We start from the raw sequence: 17,631 nt of genomic DNA, 5'->3' as shown, positions 1-17,631 counted from the left end.
GGAACACTGCATACTTTATGATCTATAAACCAAAACATATTATAATTTTAAAAAGTTTATTTGTAGCCATTTGCATTCTAGCTACTTCTTGCGGAAACGAAACAACACCTAAACCAGAAGCGAAATTACGATTAGAATATCCAGCGCCTAATTATGTAGCGACTAATTTAAACATGCCTTTTGCTTTTGAAAAAAATACGTTGGCAACAAATGTTAAAACAAGAAAGTTAAAAGGAGAGGATAGTTATGGTGTAAACTTAGAGTATCCAACTTTAAAAGGAACCATTTACTTAACGTATAAATCAATAAATAAAAGCGAAGAGAAATTAATTTCTTATTTGCGAGATGCGCAAAATTTCACACAAGAACACACGCAAAAAGCAGATGAAATCTTTAGTGATTTATTTGAAAATCCTAAAAACAAGGTCTACGGAATGTTTTACGAAGTTGGTGGTAACGCTGCATCACAATCCCAGTTTTATGTAACCGATAGTACCGATCATTTTTTAACAGGCTCGTTGTACTTCTATATAAAGCCTAATTTTGATTCTATACTTCCTGCTGCAAGCTATTTAAAAAATGATATTAAGCATATCATGGAAAGTATTACCTGGAAATAAAAAAGGCTTCTCATAGAGAAGCCTTTTAGATATAATAATACTTTGTTTTTTAAGACTTAGCCTTATCCGCACAACATGCTTTCTTGCAGTCTGCGCCACAAGTCATTTTTTTATCTGAAGAAGAAACTTCTGCTTTATTGGCACAACACGCTTTTTTACAATCTGCTGCACAAGCTGTTTTCTTATCTGTAGATGCTTCTGCTTTTTTACCTGTAAAAGATTCTACCGTTTTCATTTCTTTAACGGTATATGTTTCTCCAACCTTCGTTACTGTTTCTTCTAAAGAAGTGGTAGTAACTTTAGCATTGTCATATTCTACCATTGCTAATTTTTTGTCGTAATCTACTTTTGCAGATTTTACACCTTCCATTTTAGCTAGTTTCTTTTCAATAGTTCTTGCACATCCAATTGCACAAGTCATACCTTCTATAGTGAATTCTGCTTTTGCATATGTAGCATTTGGATCTAATGCTGCTTTTGTAGTTTCTACAGCAGTTTCTGTTTCTACTGTAACTACTTCTGCTTTAGATTCGTTTTTGCAACTAAATGCTGCTAAAGCGATTACAGCTATTGCTGCTATTTTTTTTATTTGTCTCATCGTATAAGTTTTTATTATTCAACTGTTTGCAAATCTAATAATTATTTGCTGTTAATTGTGTTAAAAAGTAGCACATTTGTAGTACTAAAAAAGGATGTATGTTTCAGAACAACAAAAAATGGTTCTACCTTATCGTTTTGTCTCTAATTTGGGGCACATCGTTTATACTTATTAAAAAAGCACTTATTGGTTTAAATCCGTATCAATTAGGAGCTTTAAGAACTATAATAACTGGTTTGTTTTTGTTTGTTGCTGGTTATAAAACAGTGAAAACCATAAAAAAAGAAGATTGGAAATGGATTGCTATTTCTGGCTTTTTCGGATCGTTTATTCCTGCTTTTTTCTTTGCGATTGCCGAAACGGAAATTGATAGTGCAGTGGTTTCTGTATTAAATTCTTTAGTGCCATTAAATACCATATTACTTGGATTTGCTGTTTTTAAAATAGCTTCCACAAAAAGACAGGTTTTAGGTGTTATTGTTGGTTTTATTGGTACCGCAATATTGATATTACAAGGCGCAGCATTAAATCCGGAACAGAACTATATGTATGCTGGATTTATTATTGTTTCTACCTTTATGTATGCAGTAAATGTAAATATTATAAAAAGGTATTTACAAGACGTTAAACCTTTAGCGATTGCAACGGGAAACTATGTCATTATCTTTATTCCTGCTATTATTGTCTTATTGTTTACTGACTTTTTCACGGAAACTACATTTAGTAAGCCCGAGCTAGGTGCCTCTATACTTTATGTTACTTTGTTGTCGTTTTTTGGTACGGCTTTAGCGAAAGTGCTTTTTAATACATTGGTGCAAATTTCTACTCCAGTTTTTGCTTCTTCGGTGACGTATGTTATGCCAATTGTAGCTTTAATTTGGGGAGTTTTAGACGGAGAAGGTTTTAGTATGTTGCAAGCTTTTGCTTCTGGTATTATATTAATTGGTGTTTATTTGTCGCAAAAAAGAACAACTCAAAGATAACTTCTAAGTAATTAATAAAAAAAAACCGAAGCAGTTACGCTTCGGTTTATGGTTTGTATGATTAATTCTAATTAGTCAAAATCTGCATCTGTAACACCTTCATTTACTTTAATTTCTTTTACTACAAAATCAAATTTACGTGGTCCATTTGTTTGTCCGATTTTAAACGGAAATTTCACACCAGATACTTCTTGGTATTCTGTTAAATAAGTAGACGCAGATCCCATTTCGGTAGATTTATCTACTTTTATTTTTAATCCAGTTTCTACGCTGTAGAAGTTAGTTTGCTCTTCAGAGATTTTAATTCTGTATGCTTTTTCACCATCGATATCTTCAATTTTCTCTAAAGTAACGCCGCTATTATTTAAGTAGTTTACTTCCGGGAATGGAGACCCTTCTTTTACGGTTTCCTTTACTTCTTCCGGTGTCATTTCAGAACGTTGTCCTTGTTGTACTTTGTATCCGGCTTCCCCATCAACAACCGTTTTCATCATCGATTGTCCCATGGCAAAAACTTCGGTTGCAAATTGGTCTTTAGATGTTTTCTTCATTTCTAGATGCATCATCATACCTGGTTGTAATTCTGCTTCCGCAGTAATAAAAACAGAATTTACTTTATCTAAATTCGCTTTTCCACCAATAGCATCAAGATACTTGTTAAGTACTGTATTTGCATCGATGTCACTTGGCATTTCTATATTGTAGTTTGGTTTTTCCACTGGATTTGCGTACGCATCATAATATTTGATTGGTACATTGCTTCCGTTAAAGGTGATTTTCTCTAAATTTTCTAGCACTTCGCTACCTTTTCCTACTACAACAATTCTAGCGCTATCTGTACCAAAATATTTATTTGCTACTCTGGTTACATCCTCTATAGTTACCGCTTTTATTTTTTGTAAGTACGTAGTGTAAAAATCTTTTGGTAAATCATTCAACTTGATGTTTAATGCATAACGGGCAATATTTTGTGGGTCTTCAAGATTTAAAACAAAGTCACCAAGATATTTTGCTTTTGCATTTTCTAATGCTTGTGCGGAAACTGGTTCTTCTTTAATGCGTTTTATTTCTTTTAAAGTTTCTACAACAGCACTATCTGTAACTGCATTTCGAACTGCTGCTCCAGCTTTAAAACGAGATACATATTTGTCTGATCCAACACTAGAACGAGCGCCGTAAGTGTAAGCATGTACTTCACGAAGATTCATGTTTAAGTAACTGTTAAAACCGCCACCTAATATTTTATTAGCAATTAAAACAGCATGGTAATCGGGATCGCTCATTTTTAAATCAACATTACTAGTTAAAGAAATGTTAGACTGTACAGCATTTGGCATGTCTACAAAATTGATTTGCGTGTATTGCACATTTGGCATTGCTTCTGGTACTGTAGAAACCACTTTTAGTTTGCTTTCCCAAGTAGAAAAATAATTTCTAATTTGTCTTTCAATCGTTGTGTAATCTACATCACCAACAACTACTAAATAGGCATTGGAAGGCGTATAATATCTTTCGTAAAAAGTTTTAACGTCTTTTAACGTTGTTTTATTAATCGTTTCTTCGGTTACAAATTCTCCGTAAGGATGGTGTGTACCATAAGCTAAAGCGCTACCAACACGACCTGCAACAACATCAACACTCTTTTTGTTAGATTTTAAGCCTTCAATAGCTTTATCTTTTTCTTTTTGAAATTCTTCTTCCGTTAATAATGGGTTATTAATGGCATCTGACATTAGCTTTAAAATCCTATCGGAATATTTAGATAGTGAACTTGCATAACCACCATTGTATCTAAAGCTCATTCTAGCGCCAAGAAAGTCTATTTCTTCATTAAATGCATCTTTGCTAATGCTAGATGTTCCGTTTCCTAGCATGCTGCCTAATAATCCAGAAACTCCAGCGATATCTCCTTCTTTAACGGGTTTGTTGTCAATAGTTAAACTATAAGAAACACGAGGTAATTTGTGGTTTTCTACGACTAAAACTTTTAAGCCGTTTGGTAGTTCAAATTCTCCAGGAACTTCTAAGGCGATTTTAGGAGCTGGACCTGATTTTGGTTGTTTCGATCTATCTATTTGTGCTTGTGCAACAACAGACATTAAAAACAAAGTTAATAGTGTAAATATTTTAGTTTTCATCTTTTCTTTTATGTTTTTATTGATCTTTTTCTTTTGGTAAATATTCCATTTCCAATCGTTGATTCGTGTTTAAATATTTTTTAGCAACCGCTTGAATTTCTTCTCTAGTAATAGATCTATAAATTTCAATTTCTTTATTAATTAAAGAAGTATCACCATATAACATATAATACGTTGCAAGAGAACTAGCAATTCCTTCTACACCCGAATTAGAGTTAACGAATTGGTTTTCTGAAATATTTTGAAGTTTTTGGTAGTCTCTTTCTGAAATTAATTCGTTTTGAACTTTTACAATTTCTTCGTCAATTTCTTTTAGTAAATCTGCTAAAGAAACATCTCCTAAAGGCATTCCGTATAAAATGTATGTACTGTAATCTTCTTGACTATTATTAAAGGCACCAACTTGTATTGCCATTTTTTTCTCGTCTACTAATTTTTTGTACAAAACAGAACTTTTACCACTGCTTAAATAAGTAGATAACATGTCAAGAGCATAAGCTTCTCTTTCTTTCATAGAAGGTGTTCTGTATGCTGCTACTATTGCAGGGATTTGAATGTTAGAATCGTAAGCCTTCGCTTTGATGGTTTCTGTAATAGGGTCTTCTTTAGCGAAATTTCTAGTAATTTCTTCTCCTCTAGGAATTGGTCCAAAATAGTCTTGAATCATTTTCTTTACCGAAGGAATATCAATATCTCCAGCAACGACTAAAGCGGCGTTATTTGGAACATAGAATTTTTTATTGAATGCTTGAAATTCTTCTAAAGTAGCGGCGTCTAAATGTGCCATTTCCCCAATAGTTGTCCATCTGTATGGGTGTTTTTTGAACATATTTTTCTTTACATTTTCAAAAAACTTACCATAAGGAGAGTTGTCTACACGTAAACGTTTTTCTTCTTTAACCACTTCGTTTTGTGTATCTACACCAATTTGATTGATAATAGGATGCATTAATCTTTCCGATTCCATCCATAAACCAGTCTCTACACTGTTAGAAGGGAATACTTCGTAATAGTATGTTCTGTCGTCTGTAGTATTTGCATTATTGCTTCCGCCATTAGAACTAACAATAGTGAACCATTCACCTCTTCCAATGTTTTCTGTTCCTTCAAATAAAAGGTGTTCAAAAAAGTGAGCAAAACCAGTACGTTCTGGGTTTTCATCTTTTGCACCTACGTGATACATAACCGAAGTTATTACTACAGGAGCAGCGTTATCTTTATGTAAGATAACATGCATGCCGTTATCTAAATCGTACTCTTCATACTTAACTTCTTGAGCAGTTGCTGCAAAACCAGCTAAACATAGAGAAGCTAAAGCCAAAATGCGTTTTTTCATTGTGTATTTGATTTTTATAGTTTTATTGATTTGTCTATAACGATAAAGAATAGTTACAGGTTTTCAAAAGTAATATTTATAAATATTTTTAACGTTAACAAAATCAAAAAGTTAGGGTTATATTATAATAAGTGAAAATTTTTCACGAAATTTAAAAGAGTATAATCCTTAAAGCTTTATTGATATGAATTCTTCTTCATCTGTAGCTGTTAAATATAGCGTTTTTACAATTATAGCGCTTATAGCATATTTTTTAATTCTTAAATTTTTAGGACTACATACGAATCCGTGGTTTAGAATGTTAAACGGATTATTTATGGGATATGGAATTTATGCATCTATGAAAAGGTATAAATCGATATCTGGAGGAGAGTTTAATTATATAAACGGGTTTAAAGTTGGATTAATTACTGGTTTTTTAGCTACTTTTAGTTTTGCCTTATTTATGGGGATTTACATGTTTCATATAGATGTAGATTTTATGAATACCTTATTAAAAGATTGGTTTGATGATGGTGGCTATGGCGGCGGAATTTTAATCTTTGTAATTATCGTGGAAGGTTTAGCGTCTTCAATAGTTTTAACACTTACCTTCATGCAGATTTTAAAAAACAGTACAAAAGTTGTTCAAAAGCAATAAAACGTTTGTAGTTTAATTAATTAGCAGTATATTTGCATCCGTTTTCTAAGGAAAATGAGATTATTTTATATAAATTAATTAATAAAAACGTTACGCTATGTACGCAATTGTAGAGATAGCAGGGCATCAATTTAAAGTTGAAAAAGACCAAAAAGTTTTTGTTAACCGTTTAGCATCAGAAGAAGGAAAGACTATGTCTTTCGATAATGTTCTTTTAATTGCAGATGGTAGCAATGTAACTTTAGGCGCCCCAGCTATAGATGGAGCACAAGTAAGTGTGAAAATCTTAAAGCACCTTCAAGGTGATAAAGTTATTGTTTTCAAAAAGAAGAGAAGAAAAGGTTACCGTGTAAAGAATGGACACAGACAAGCCTTAACAGAAATCGTGATTGAGAGCATTGTAGCTTCAGGAGCTAAAAAAGCTGCTCCAGCTAAAAAAGCCGCTGCTCCAAAAGCAGAAGCTAAAAAAGAAACTCCAAAAGCTAAACCAGCTGCGAAAGCAACAGGAAAAGCAGATGATTTGAAAAAAATCGAAGGAGCAGGACCTAAAGCTGCAGAAGCATTAGTTGCTGCAGGTATAGATACCTTTGCTAAAGTAGCTAAAACAGATGCTGCTAAGTTAAGTGAAATCTTAACAGAAGCTAGTTCAAGATTAGCACATTTGGTTACAGATACTTGGCCAGCACAAGCGCAATTAGCTGCTGATGGTAAGTGGGATGAGTTAAAGAAATGGCAAGACGAATTAGATGGTGGAAAAGCGTAATTGCTTAACTACTTAATATTAACAATATAAAACCTTAAGACAATGGCTCATAAAAAAGGAGTTGGTAGTTCGAAGAATGGTAGAGAATCAGAATCAAAACGTTTAGGCGTGAAGATATTTGGTGGACAAGCTGCTATTGCTGGAAATATCATATTAAGACAAAGAGGTAATACGCATCACCCAGCGGAGAACGTATACCAAGGAAAAGATCACACTTTACACGCTAGAGTAGATGGTTTAGTAAAATTCACAAAGAAAAGAAACAATAGATCTTATGTATCTATTGAGCCTTTCGAAGCTTAGGAATTTTATAAATCCTTAAAATCTAAAACGCCTTTACTTATTTAATAAGTAAAGGCGTTTTTTTTATGTGCTATACTTAAAAAAGGGAAAACCGTCTCCTAAAATAGTTGGCATGGAATATAATCTAAAACTATAAAAGTCATATAATCTATTTTTATAGTTATTATAATGTGTTTGGCTGTTTTTTGTGTTTTAATTTGGAAAAGTCATACCTTTGAAAAGGGGAATATTTAAAATCAAAATAATATAAAGTTTGTTATTTGTTTTTAAAGACAAAAAAGGAAATGATAGCATCAGACAAGTTAGTAACTTATATGTGGATTTTATTAGCAGTTTATGCTGCCGTAATATTATTTTTCGTCATACGAGGCGCTCGAAAAAACACAAGTATAAAAGATTATGCCGTTGGTAATATTGGTTTCCCTTCTTGGGTGGTTGGTTTGTCTTTGGCTGCTTCTATGACAAGTGCCGCAACCTTTATTATTAATCCTGGATTTATAGCACTCTACGGAATTTCTGGAGTGATCTCTTTTGCTGTTGTATTACCCATTGCAGCATTCCTATCGTTAATTGTTTTTACCAAAGGTTTTGTTAAGCAAGGTAATGCCGTAAAGGCAACAACGATGGCGCAATGGATTGGAAAGCGGTATAAAAGTAAAAGCTATGCCTTCTTCTTTGGTATTATCGCACTCTTACTTATTACTTTTATTGTGCTAATTAATGTCGGCTTAACACAGGTTATTTCTAAATCGCTAAATGCAGATCCTTTTTATGTGCTTATGGGCATTACAGTATTTGTATTTGGTTATATGATGTTTGGTGGTGCAAATTCTATGGTGTATACCAATACTATTCAGGCTATCATTATGTTTGTTGTTGCTATTATTTTGATTAGTTCTGGATCTGAATATTTTACCGATGGTATTTCAGGTTTCTTCGATAAATTAAATGCTATAGATCCTAACCTTACAAAACCAACAAATACCTCCAGTTTCTTATTTCGAGATTATTTTGAAATTATTTTTACGCAAATCGTCATTGGTGTAGCCATTGTATGTCAGCCACATATTATTACAAAATCCCTATTATTAAAAGATTCTAGTAAGATTAACACCTATTTGTTTAGTGGGATTGCTTTTATGATCGTTTTCTTTTTAGTGGTAATTGTTGGTTTGTATGCGCGAATTAGTTTTCCTGACTTTATGGTTAATGGAGAAAAATTAAGAATGGATGAAATTATACCAACGTATGTAGTTACCAAATTCTCTGTAGGTATTGGTTTAGTTATTGTAGTAGGTTTAATTTCTGCGGGATTATCCACTTTAGAGAGCCTAATTCAATCGTTGTCCATAACGATTACTTCCGATATTATAAACCCTTTATTTAAGGATAAGTTTACCGAGAAAACCATAAGTATTAATAAAGCAGTTATTGTTGTTCTTGGTGTTGTGAGCTTTTTATTAAGTTGGGAACAAATTAAAAACCCTGATGTTAGTGTGGCTATTTTTGCTCAAAACGGAGTCTATGCTTACTTTGCGGCTGCTTTTGTGCCTGTTCTTTTTGGTACATTTTTAGATAATGTTTCTTTAAGGTCTGTTTTTATAGCAAGTATTACGGCTATAGTAGTACATTTTGGTATTTACTACGGAAGAATAACGCCTTATATGCAGGAACCTGTAAATAATCCAGGAGTTTCAGCAGCAATAGGAATACTAATATCACTAATAATTGGTTATATTATTTATAAAATAGATTCTAAAAAAGAAGCAAGTGGACGCATTAGATTGGACAGCTAAATGGGCAGATTATACGCCTGAAAAAATTGCAATAACATCGTATGACACAAATAAAAGTTATACGTATAATGACTTGCATATCTATGCCAATCGTTTAGTCCATAAATTTACCGAACTCCATCTAGAAGAAGGAGATAGAATAGCTGTTTTAGCAGAGCATAGTCTAGAATATATGGTGCTTTTTGTAGCATGCCAACGTATGGGGCTTGTTATTGTCCCTTTAAACTATCGCTTACCGGTAAATGAAATATCTAAACTTCTTGTGGATTGTACACCTTGTTTGTTTATCAGTAATGAAAACCATCAAGATAAAGTGGCGCAATTACCACTTCGTACTATACAAAAAATGTCTTTTAATACGCTAGAACAATTTTTTCAGATTGCAGAAAACGATTCGGTTAAAACGGTTTCCATAAAAGAAGATAATGCCTTATTTATATTTTATACTTCGGGAACTACGGGAGCGCCAAAAGGTGTTATTTATACCAATAAAATGTTGTTTTGGAATAGCTTAAATACATCCATGCAATTGGGTATTACGTTTCGAGATTCCACAATAAATACCTTGCCGCCTTATCATACATCTGGATGGAATGTTTTTGTAACCCCATTATTGCACAAAGGAGGACATATTGGTATGTTAGAAAAGTTTGATGCCGAAAAAATATTAAGTCTTTTAGAGCGTAACAAAACGACTTTGTTTATGGCTTTGCCGACCATGTTATTAATGATGCAGAAAACACCGGTTTTTAAAGATGTTAATCTGAAAAAACTACGATACATTATTTCTGGAGGAGAAAAAGTAGCATCCGAACTTGTCTCATTCTGGAAAACCGAAAAAAATATTTACATAAGACCAGGTTATGGTTTAACCGAAGCTGGACCAAGTATTACTTCTTTGCATCATAAAATGGCAGAACTAAAACCAAATTCTATAGGGAAGCCTAACTTTTATTTAGATCTAAAAATTGTGAATGTAAAGGGAGAGCGCGTTAAGGCATATGAAGTTGGTGAACTTTGTATTAAAGGAGATATTGTGACTCCTGGTTATTGGAATAATTCTGTTAAAACCAGTAGTAAAATAAAAAAAGGATGGTTGTTTACTGGGGACTTTGCATATAGCGATGAGGAAGGGTTTTTATATATGAAAGGACGCAAAAATGATATGTATATCTCTGGAGGTGAAAATATTTATCCGCAAGAAATTGAAGTGCAATTAGAATTAATAAAAGGAATAAAAAAAGCTGTAGTTTTAAGTGTAAAGGATGAAAAATGGGGAGAATGCGGCATAGCATTTGTAACGATAGGGAATGAAGATCTTTCCGTAATAGAAATAAGAGAAGTTTTAAAAACGAATCTAGTAGCTTTTAAGCATCCAAAATATCTGTTTATTTTAGAGGAAATTCCTTTAACTAGTTTAGGTAAAGTTTCTAGGAAAAAATTATATAATTATTTTAATACTATTAAATCAGAACAATGAAAAAATGCACGTTACTATTTATTTTCACTTTAATTAGCACCACTATATTTTCGCAAAAATCGGATAAACTTATGAAAGAAATAATTTCTCAATATGATTTTAAATCCCATACTGTAGTAATTGATAGTACAGAAATAAGTTATATTAAAGAAGGAGTTGGTGAGAAAACAATACTTTTTGTACATGGATTAAGTAGTAATTCAGATGCTTGGTCAAAAAATATTGAGACCTTAAAAGAGCAGTACACATGCGTAGCTTTGGATTTACCAGGATACGGAAAGTCGGCTAAGCCCGAAGCGGAATACACACCAACGTATTTTGCAGAGATTTTACACAAGTTTATAGCCAAATTAGAATTAAAAAACGTGATTCTTGTTGGTCATTCTATGGGAGGGCAAGCAAGTATTAAACTAGCAACTTCTTATGAAGCAGATATTCAAAAATTAATTTTGATAGCTCCAGCGGGTTTAGAGCAGTTTTCGGAAGCTGGTGCTAGCATGTTAAAAAGTTATTTTACTGCAGAAATGGTAAAAAACACCACAGATGAACAAATAGAAAAAAATTATGCTTTAAACTTTTACCAGTTGCCAGAAGGGACTTCTAGAATGATTCGCGATAGAAAAGAAATTAAACTGGCTACAGATTTTGATGCACACTGTAAAGCTATTGTTAGTAGTATTTCTGGAATGCTAAACGATCCTGTGTATGTAGATTTAGAAAACATAACAAGAAAGACGTTAGTTGTTTTTGGTAATAAGGACATGCTTATTCCTAACCGTTATTTAAATCCGACTTTAACCATAGAAGACGTTGGTGAAATAGCTTCGCAAAAAATAAAAAATGTAGAAGTAGCGTTTGTGGAAGATGCTGGTCATTTTGTGCAATTTGAAAAACCGATAGAAGTTAATCTGCTTATTCAACAATTTATTGAGGCTGATTAATGCAAAACTGGATATATAATAATTACTTAATTGCATTTGATGTTTAATGAAAACAAAGCTAAAAAAATTTACTGAATTTAGTAAAACGATACTGCCCAATGAAGCCAAATATCTGCAAACTAGATATCAGTTTACAGATTCAGAAAAGCTTCAAATTATAGAGTTGATCGTGTCTAATGCTTTGTCTCAAAAAGCATTTGTAGATTTTGATACCACGATCAATAAACGCAAATATTCCTACATTAAAGATTGGGTCGAAAAAAAATTAGCCAATATCGATGTAGATGCAACCATTGGTTGGTTAATGCCATTAAAGCAAAAAATACTTACAGATGCAATAGCTTCTAGTGAAGAAAAAGAATTTCTATATTATATTTCTACATATAAGAACTTGGATTATAATTTTCAGATTTTGTATGATTTGGCTAAAGAGTATAAGTCTTATTTATTGGTTAGAATGCGCTATAAAGACCATCAAATAGTAGCAGATTTTATCGAAACCTATAAAGAGAATTACGCAGAAGTTAAAGATGTTAACGAGAAACTGTACACCGCTACTACAGAAATCACCAATCAATATACGCTTAATAATAACGAAACAAAGCACTTAGAAACTTGGTTGCTTGCGGTCTTTAATGATAAAAATATAGACGGAAAAAACAGGTATCAAGCATTTGTTTTACTCGCTTTTATCTATACAAATTATAATGAAAATGATAAATTAAAAATCATTTTCGACCAAATTGACTATTATTTTAGCCAAGGCGAAATGTATTCTAGACGTTTACTCTCTAATTATTATGCAAGTCGAGTGTTGTTGCATTCTAAACAAGACGAATTTGAAGAAGCGGAGTTTTATGGGTATTTGTCTATCCGCCAAAACAATAATGATACCCTAATGTATTTGAATAATTTGGTCGCTATTTTATTGCGGAATAATAGTCCGGAAAAAGCTTTTACATTATTAGATGCATATCAAGAATTGTATAAAGAAACACATAACTACCATCAAAAAATAGGCTATTGTTCCTATCAAATTCGTGTTTTATCCGAACTTCAAAAAAACGATCTAGCGGGAGTTACAGCGAAAACATTTTTAGTAAAATATAAAAAGGAAGTGCTGAAGCATCGTTGGCATCACTTTTTTACATCGTATATCAATGTTTTGGTCATCCAAGAAAAGTACGAGGAAGTGCTGAAGCTTGCTGCGAAATTCAACTTGATAGAAAAGGAAAGCGAACGTCAAAAACAAAGTAATTACGTGCCTAATATTTCATGGAGTATATCGCTTTCTAGATACATGGAAGGTAAAATAAACTCTGTACGTTTATTAGAGGAGATTAAAGCGCCAATTAAAGGTGTGCAATCCACAAAAAATCAAAAACAATTGATGATAAAGGTGATTGATACCCTTTCAAATAATTTACCAGAAGCATTTTTTAAACTAAAGTCATACATTTAATATTTTGCTTTAAAACCCTTTATTTAAATGGGGGTTTGGTTTTTATTCTCGTTTTTTAAACTAAAGTCATACTTCTCATAGCTAATTTTTAGTACTGTTTATTTTCTTTTTCACAATAGATTGCCATCATAATCTAACTTAAAACATCATTTCAATTATGAAAAAACTACTATTCTTACTAACCTTGATTAGTTCTTTGGTTATTAATGCGCAAGACACAGGAAGCGTAAAGGGGATAATTACCGAAGCAAGTGGTATGCCTTTAGCTGGAGCTGCTGTATATATTAAAAGTATAGACAAAGGAGGTGTTACTGATTTTGATGGTAATTTCACCATTGAAGATGTGGCAGAAGGTACGCATGATGTGACTATCTCATATATTGGTTATGAAACGCTAGAGCAAAGTGTTTCAGTAACTGCCGGTAGCGTAACACAATTAAACTCGCAATTAAAAGAATCTAATAGTGTTTTAGATGAAGTTATAATAACAGCAGGGAAAAAACCGCAAAAAATTACAGATGTACCAGCTACAGTAAATGTAATTACAGCTAGAGATATTGAAGAGTTTCCTAGTTTTAATATTGGAGAATTAGCAGCAAGACAAAAAGGTGTTGATTTTGTACGAACTGGTGTTTTGGGAACCGGAATTAATATTAGAGGATTTAATTCTGCTTTTAATTCTAAAAACTTACAAGTAACAGACGATAGATTATCTACATTAATTGCTACAGGATTACCAATGGGCTCTTTTTCTACAGTAACTAAAGATGACATCTCAAGAGTGGAAATATTATTAGGCCCAAACGGAACGTTGTATGGACCAAATGCACATAACGGATTAGTAAGTACGATTACTAAAAACCCAAGACAGTCTGAAGGAACTACATTTGCATTAGGAGCTGGTAATCAAAATGTGGTTACCATGCGATTAAGACATGCACAAGTGCTTAATGATAAATTTTCTTATAAATTTCATTTTGAAAGATCACAAGGAACAGAATTTAACTATGCAGATAGTGTATATGTTGGTACAACAGCATATAAAGAATTAGATCTGGATCGTGATTTTGATTCGCAAAAATATGGTGCTTCTTTATTTTATAAGCCAACAAAAAGTTCAGAAATAACTGGGTATTACGGACATAGTAATAGCAATAATATTGGTGTTACAAGTGCGGGACGTAACCAAATTAAAGATTGGAGCATCGATGTTGCGCAAGTGAAATTTGTTTCTAAAAACTTTTTTGCTAATACGTATTATACGTGGAGTAATACAGATAAAACCTATGCTATGAACCAAAGAACACAAAATTATGTGTCCTTTATAGATAATGGTTTTTCAGAAGCAGAAGCTAGTGAACGTTCTTTTACAGAGCAATGGTATCAAACAGGTGCAAATCAAGGTGAAGGTATAGCATTACAGCGTGGTGCGGTTTTTAAAGACGCTTCTAAACGTTTTAATGCAGAAGCGCAATACAATAATAGCTGGAATAAATTCTATTTAACTTTAGGAGCGCAGTACCAATTAGATATGGCAGATTCTAAAGGAACTTATCTTTTTGATGACGGTGGAATTGATCTAGATCAAACTGGTGTATATACACAAATGGAATATAAATTAGACGATTCTGGATGGGGATTCTTACTAGGAGGAAGAATAGATAATCACGAATTATATGGTTCTAACTTTATCCCAAAAGCTGCAATTACTAAAAAAGTGAAAAGCGGAACATTCCGTTTAACTTACGGTAAAGGTATCGCTGTACCATCTATCTTAAATCTTAAAGGAAACTTATTTGGTGGTTTAGTTATAGGAAATGGGGAAGGATTTACATTAACCGATGGAACAAAAGTTGGAAAATTAGATGTGGAAACTATTAATTCTTACGAAATAGGATACAAAGGGAAATTATCAGAGAAACTTTTCATCGATACCAATGCATATTATAATCAGTCAGATAATTTTATCAGTCCGTTAGTTAATATTGCAGATGCAGCAAATGGAAATAATGTAACGCATGTTGGGGATACGCCAATCGGAGAGCTGGTTGAAGGTTCTACTGGTGGTTTTGTGTTAACGTATTTAAACTTTGGTCATGTAGATACGTATGGATTGGATGTAGGATTAAACTATTACTTCAATGATAGCTTTAGAACTTCTTTTAACTACTCTTATTTTGATAGAGATCTAGATAAAAATGATATGGATAATGATGGTAATTTAGACGGACAAGTTTTAGAAAGCGAGTTGCCAATTAATACACCTAATCATAAGTTTAGTGTTGGTCTTCACTACGGAAAAGGTAAATTTTATGGTGCGCTCTTCGGAAGATATGTTCAAAAATATGATTTCTTTTCCGGTATAAATGTAGCAGCAGAAACACAAGATCAAGATGGTGATGGTATCAATGAAATAGTTGAAAATGCTCAGGTAGGAAGAACTTGGAACTACGGACAATTAGGAGGTTTCTCAGTAGATGCTAATGCAGGTTATAATTTTAATGATAATCTATCTTTAGGTTTAAGTATTACTAATCTATTTAATGCTAAAAATAGAGAGTTTGTAGCTTCTCCAATAATTGAAACGCTGGTTTCTTTTGAGTTAAAGTATAAAATGAACTTCTTTAAAAAGAAATCTGCAACTATTAACTAAGCTTCCAAATCATGCCAAAAATACAAGTTAAGGATATAGAACTTGACTATGAAGATTATGGAAAAGGAAATGTACTTCTGTTACTTCATGGTTTAGGATCCACAAAAAAAGATTGGGACGGTCAAGTCCCTTTCTTTTCTAAAAAATATCGAGTTATTACATTAGATTTAAGAGGTCATGGAGATTCTACTAAACCATTAGATGCTTATGGAGTCGGCTTTATGACAGAAGATGTAACGCTGTTTTTAGATAAATTAAATATTAAAAAAGCAACTTTTGTTGGTTTTTCTATGGGTGGTGCTGTGGCTTTTGAAATGGCAGCTAAGCATCCAGAATACGTAGAGAATCTAGTGATTGTAAATAGTGGTCCCGACTTTAATGACATGGGAAAAACTGGTGAGGATCTTTTAAAGAATCGTACCGAATTTTTACAAACAAAAGGAGTAGAGCCATTAGCCAAAGAAATTTCATTTAATATGTTTCCTGAAGCACATCAAATAGATCTGCGAAACCAATTTGAAGAACGATGTAAAAACAATGATTACAACGCATACTTTAAATCTTTTGTAACCTTGATGGATTGGGGTTTGGGAGATAGAATAAAAAACATTACGACTAGAACCTTAGTGGTGGCTTCTGATATGGATTATACACCAGTTTCGTTTAAACAAGCTTATGTAGATAAACTACAAAACGCTTCTTTGGTGGTTATTGAAAACTCTAGACATGGTGTGGTTATCGACCAACCCGAAGCTTTTAATGTCGCACTTGAAAATTTTTTAGAAGATGAATAAAACCGTTCTTATTACAGGAAGTACTAGCGGAATTGGTTTCGGTATTGCAAATCAATTTGCCAAAGAAGGTTATAATATCATGTTTCATGGTTTAGAAAAAAATGGAGCAGAAATAGCAAAAGAAGTTGGTGATGAACACCAAGTGAAAGTCGCTTTTTCTAATGCTAATTTATTACAATCGGAAGCTATTGAAGATTTAATAGAAGAAACTATAAAGGTATTTGGAGCATTGCATGTATTAGTAAATAATGCAGGAATACAATTTGTTTCGCCAATTGAAGATTTTCCGAATCAAAAATATGAAAATATTATTGCTATAAATATGAATGCTGTGTTTTATGCTTCAAAAGCCGTTTGGAAACAGATGAAAAAACAAAAGTTTGGTAGAATAATAAATGTGTCTAGTGTGCATGGTATTCGAGCTTCCGAATATAAATCAGCTTACGTAACCGCTAAACATGGCGTAATAGGTATGACCAAAGTGTTAGCTTTAGAAGGAGCTCTTTTTAATATTACTTGTAATGCGATTTGTCCGGGTTATGTAAAAACACCTTTGGTAATCGGACAAATAAAAGACCAAGCCAAAGCGCATAACATGACTGAAGATGAAGTAGTAGAAAAAGTGATGCTTAAAAAGCAAGCGGTAAAGCAGTTTGTACCTTTAGAAGCGATTGCAGATATGGCAATATTGCTAGCAAAAGACAGCTCCACAACCATAACAGGATCCTCTTTTGTTTTAGATGGAGGTTGGAGTGCACAGTAATTTTTGATTAGTTTTTAAAAATGCTTTTCTGGAAACAGAAGGGCATTTTTTTATTTTTAAACTAGTTTTAATATTAAGGTTCTTACTGAAAAGCATTTCGTTAGTAACTCCTTCCTTTAGTTAAAGGAAGGTGGGTTTTATTGTAAAATAAAACTCGCAAGGTTTGTAGTAAAATAGTGAAGTGTATTTTTTAACTCCTCTTTCTCAAAATTTCTAAAGCGGAAATTTTAATTCATTCTCCTCTTTAAAAAAAAGAGGAGAGCAGGTAAAAATCAACTTTTATATTTAGCTATAATATGCTTAGAAATCAATAATGCTCTCGTTTTGAATATAAGTGTATCGAGAAGTGCTCCTTCCTTTA

15 protein-coding genes are annotated in these 17,631 nt (G+C 32.7%); 12 read left to right on the top strand and 3 right to left on the bottom strand.

Annotated features, from left to right (window positions below):
- Nucleotides 1–17: 17 nt before the first annotated feature.
- On the top strand, nt 18–620 hold the full coding sequence (gene gldD / locus ACVCXO_RS07720; RefSeq protein WP_452229019.1) for a gliding motility lipoprotein GldD: 603 nt from the start codon (nt 18–20) through the stop codon (nt 618–620).
- 49 nt (nt 621–669) lie between these two features.
- Here the strand turns inward: gldD and ACVCXO_RS07715 are convergent, their stop codons facing one another.
- Nucleotides 670–1,218: a cation transporter gene (locus ACVCXO_RS07715; protein WP_452229018.1), complete on the bottom strand. Its 549-nt coding sequence runs from the start codon at nt 1,216–1,218 to the stop codon at nt 670–672.
- Nucleotides 1,219–1,316: 98 nt separating this feature from the next.
- Here ACVCXO_RS07715 and ACVCXO_RS07710 point away from each other — a divergent pair, with 98 nt between their 5' ends.
- On the top strand, nt 1,317–2,201 hold the full coding sequence (locus ACVCXO_RS07710; RefSeq protein WP_452229017.1) for a DMT family transporter: 885 nt from the start codon (nt 1,317–1,319) through the stop codon (nt 2,199–2,201).
- Between the two features lie 71 nt (nt 2,202–2,272).
- On the opposite strand, the gene ACVCXO_RS07705 is transcribed toward ACVCXO_RS07710, so the two are convergent.
- Nucleotides 2,273–4,339 carry a M16 family metallopeptidase gene (locus ACVCXO_RS07705; RefSeq protein ID WP_452229016.1) on the bottom strand — a complete coding sequence of 689 codons (2,067 nt, stop codon included), beginning with the start codon at nt 4,337–4,339 and terminating at the stop codon, nt 2,273–2,275.
- A 16-nt stretch (nt 4,340–4,355) separates the two neighbouring features.
- Nucleotides 4,356–5,675: a M16 family metallopeptidase gene (locus tag ACVCXO_RS07700; RefSeq protein ID WP_452229015.1), complete on the bottom strand. Its 1,320-nt coding sequence runs from the start codon at nt 5,673–5,675 to the stop codon at nt 4,356–4,358.
- A 184-nt stretch (nt 5,676–5,859) separates the two neighbouring features.
- Between ACVCXO_RS07700 and ACVCXO_RS07695 the strand changes: the two genes are divergently transcribed.
- From ACVCXO_RS07695 to ACVCXO_RS07650, 10 genes are all read left to right on the top strand, one after another.
- Entirely contained in the window at nt 5,860–6,315 is a 456-nt protein-coding gene (locus tag ACVCXO_RS07695; protein ID WP_452229014.1) for a DUF4199 domain-containing protein, read from the top strand.
- A gap of 97 nt (nt 6,316–6,412) precedes the next feature.
- Entirely contained in the window at nt 6,413–7,078 is a 666-nt protein-coding gene (gene rplU / locus ACVCXO_RS07690) for a 50S ribosomal protein L21 (protein ID WP_452229013.1), read from the top strand.
- Nucleotides 7,079–7,120: 42 nt separating this feature from the next.
- Entirely contained in the window at nt 7,121–7,381 is a 261-nt protein-coding gene (gene rpmA / locus ACVCXO_RS07685) for a 50S ribosomal protein L27 (protein WP_055434719.1), read from the top strand.
- A 284-nt stretch (nt 7,382–7,665) separates the two neighbouring features.
- The gene (locus tag ACVCXO_RS07680) at nt 7,666–9,177 is read left to right on the top strand and encodes a sodium:solute symporter family transporter (protein ID WP_452229012.1); all 1,512 of its coding nucleotides are present in this window, start codon (nt 7,666–7,668) and stop codon (nt 9,175–9,177) included.
- The gene (locus tag ACVCXO_RS07675) at nt 9,152–10,657 is read left to right on the top strand and encodes a class I adenylate-forming enzyme family protein (RefSeq protein ID WP_452229011.1); all 1,506 of its coding nucleotides are present in this window, start codon (nt 9,152–9,154) and stop codon (nt 10,655–10,657) included. Before ACVCXO_RS07680 ends, ACVCXO_RS07675 begins: the two co-directional genes overlap by 26 nt.
- A 71-nt stretch (nt 10,658–10,728) precedes the next feature.
- Nucleotides 10,729–11,598 carry an alpha/beta fold hydrolase gene (locus tag ACVCXO_RS07670; RefSeq protein ID WP_452229010.1) on the top strand — a complete coding sequence of 290 codons (870 nt, stop codon included), beginning with the start codon at nt 10,729–10,731 and terminating at the stop codon, nt 11,596–11,598.
- 46 nt (nt 11,599–11,644) lie between these two features.
- Nucleotides 11,645–13,060: a hypothetical protein gene (locus ACVCXO_RS07665; protein WP_452229009.1), complete on the top strand. Its 1,416-nt coding sequence runs from the start codon at nt 11,645–11,647 to the stop codon at nt 13,058–13,060.
- A gap of 157 nt (nt 13,061–13,217) precedes the next feature.
- Nucleotides 13,218–15,713, top strand: coding sequence for a TonB-dependent receptor (locus ACVCXO_RS07660; protein WP_452229008.1), 2,496 nt, complete (start codon nt 13,218–13,220; stop codon nt 15,711–15,713).
- Nucleotides 15,714–15,724: 11 nt separating this feature from the next.
- Nucleotides 15,725–16,507, top strand: coding sequence for an alpha/beta fold hydrolase (locus ACVCXO_RS07655; RefSeq protein WP_452229007.1), 783 nt, complete (start codon nt 15,725–15,727; stop codon nt 16,505–16,507).
- Nucleotides 16,500–17,270: a 3-hydroxybutyrate dehydrogenase gene (locus ACVCXO_RS07650; protein ID WP_452229006.1), complete on the top strand. Its 771-nt coding sequence runs from the start codon at nt 16,500–16,502 to the stop codon at nt 17,268–17,270. Before ACVCXO_RS07655 ends, ACVCXO_RS07650 begins: the two co-directional genes overlap by 8 nt.
- The last annotated feature ends 361 nt before the right edge of the window (nt 17,271–17,631 follow it).

It is taken from the genome of Lacinutrix sp. MEBiC02404 (genome assembly GCF_053601575.1).
This window is presented reverse-complemented; position numbering and strand designations above follow the sequence as displayed.

Bases quoted from the DNA above. Each gene is read 5' to 3' on its own strand.
- gldD (WP_452229019.1), top strand. From the start codon at position 18: ATGATCTATAAACCAAAACATATTATAATTTTAAAAAGTTTATTTGTA.
- ACVCXO_RS07715 (WP_452229018.1), bottom strand. From the start codon at position 1,218: ATGAGACAAATAAAAAAAATAGCAGCAATAGCTGTAATCGCTTTAGCA.
- ACVCXO_RS07710 (WP_452229017.1), top strand. From the start codon at position 1,317: ATGTTTCAGAACAACAAAAAATGGTTCTACCTTATCGTTTTGTCTCTA.
- ACVCXO_RS07705 (WP_452229016.1), bottom strand. From the start codon at position 4,339: ATGAAAACTAAAATATTTACACTATTAACTTTGTTTTTAATGTCTGTT.
- ACVCXO_RS07700 (WP_452229015.1), bottom strand. From the start codon at position 5,675: ATGAAAAAACGCATTTTGGCTTTAGCTTCTCTATGTTTAGCTGGTTTT.
- ACVCXO_RS07695 (WP_452229014.1), top strand. From the start codon at position 5,860: ATGAATTCTTCTTCATCTGTAGCTGTTAAATATAGCGTTTTTACAATT.
- rplU (WP_452229013.1), top strand. From the start codon at position 6,413: ATGTACGCAATTGTAGAGATAGCAGGGCATCAATTTAAAGTTGAAAAA.
- rpmA (WP_055434719.1), top strand. From the start codon at position 7,121: ATGGCTCATAAAAAAGGAGTTGGTAGTTCGAAGAATGGTAGAGAATCA.
- ACVCXO_RS07680 (WP_452229012.1), top strand. From the start codon at position 7,666: ATGATAGCATCAGACAAGTTAGTAACTTATATGTGGATTTTATTAGCA.
- ACVCXO_RS07670 (WP_452229010.1), top strand. From the start codon at position 10,729: ATGAAAGAAATAATTTCTCAATATGATTTTAAATCCCATACTGTAGTA.
- ACVCXO_RS07665 (WP_452229009.1), top strand. From the start codon at position 11,645: ATGAAAACAAAGCTAAAAAAATTTACTGAATTTAGTAAAACGATACTG.
- ACVCXO_RS07660 (WP_452229008.1), top strand. From the start codon at position 13,218: ATGAAAAAACTACTATTCTTACTAACCTTGATTAGTTCTTTGGTTATT.
- ACVCXO_RS07655 (WP_452229007.1), top strand. From the start codon at position 15,725: ATGCCAAAAATACAAGTTAAGGATATAGAACTTGACTATGAAGATTAT.
- ACVCXO_RS07650 (WP_452229006.1), top strand. From the start codon at position 16,500: ATGAATAAAACCGTTCTTATTACAGGAAGTACTAGCGGAATTGGTTTC.